Here is a 1,184-nt window from a genome sequence, read left to right as displayed (position 1 = left end):
GAGCGAGGTTCTTTTGAACCTAGCGGCGAATGGGTGAGTAACACGTGCTTAATCTACCCTTTAGATTGGAATACCCAATGGAAACATTGGCTAATGCCGGATACGCATGGAATCGCATGATTCCGTTGTGAAAGGAGCCTTTAAAGCTCCGCTAGAGGATGAGGGTGCGGAACATTAGTTAGTTGGTAGGGTAATGGCCTACCAAGACTATGATGTTTAGCCGGGTCGAGAGACTGAACGGCCACATTGGGACTGAGATACGGCCCAAACTCCTACGGGAGGCAGCAGTAGGGAATATTCCACAATGAGCGAAAGCTTGATGGAGCGACACAGCGTGCACGATGAAGGTCTTCGGATTGTAAAGTGCTGTTATAGGGAAAGAACACCTGGTTGAGGAAATGCTTCCAGGCTGACGGTACCCTGTCAGAAAGCGATGGCTAACTATGTGCCAGCAGCCGCGGTAATACATAGGTCGCAAGCGTTATCCGGAATTATTGGGCGTAAAGCGTTCGTAGGCTGTTTATTAAGTCTGGAGTCAAATCCCAGGGCTCAACCCTGGCTCGCTTTGGATACTGGTAAACTAGAGTTAGATAGAGGTAAGCGGAATTCCATGTGAAGCGGTGAAATGCGTAGATATATGGAAGAACACCAAAGGCGAAGGCAGCTTACTGGGTCTATACTGACGCTGAGGGACGAAAGCGTGGGGAGCAAACAGGATTAGATACCCTGGTAGTCCACGCCGTAAACGATGATCATTAGTCGGTGGAGAGTTCACTGACGCAGCTAACGCATTAAATGATCCGCCTGAGTAGTATGCTCGCAAGAGTGAAACTTAAAGGAATTGACGGGGACCCGCACAAGCGGTGGAGCATGTGGTTTAATTTGAAGATACGCGGAGAACCTTACCCACTCTTGACATCCTTCGCAATGCTATAGAGATATAGCGGAGGTTAACGGAGTGACAGATGGTGCATGGTTGTCGTCAGCTCGTGTCGTGAGATGTTTGGTCAAGTCCTGCAACGAGCGCAACCCCTATCTTTAGTTACTAACGAGTCATGTCGAGGACTCTAGAGATACTGCCTGGGTAACTGGGAGGAAGGTGGGGATGACGTCAAATCATCATGCCTCTTACGAGTGGGGCAACACACGTGCTACAATGGTCGGTACAAAGAGAAGCAATATGG

General features: G+C 49.2%; 1 rRNA gene. It reads left to right on the top strand.

What is annotated here, in order from left to right:
* A 16S ribosomal RNA gene (locus tag ACQW0Y_RS02940) occupies nucleotides 1-1,184 on the top strand; the annotation flags it as partial.

Origin of the sequence: Mycoplasmopsis arginini, assembly GCF_965278885.1 — a bacterium.
GTDB classification, from domain to species: Bacteria; Bacillota_I; Bacilli_A; order Mycoplasmatales; family Metamycoplasmataceae; genus Metamycoplasma; species Metamycoplasma arginini_B.
Note: the sequence above shows the minus strand (reverse complement) of the source record. Positions and strands in the feature narration are given on the sequence as shown.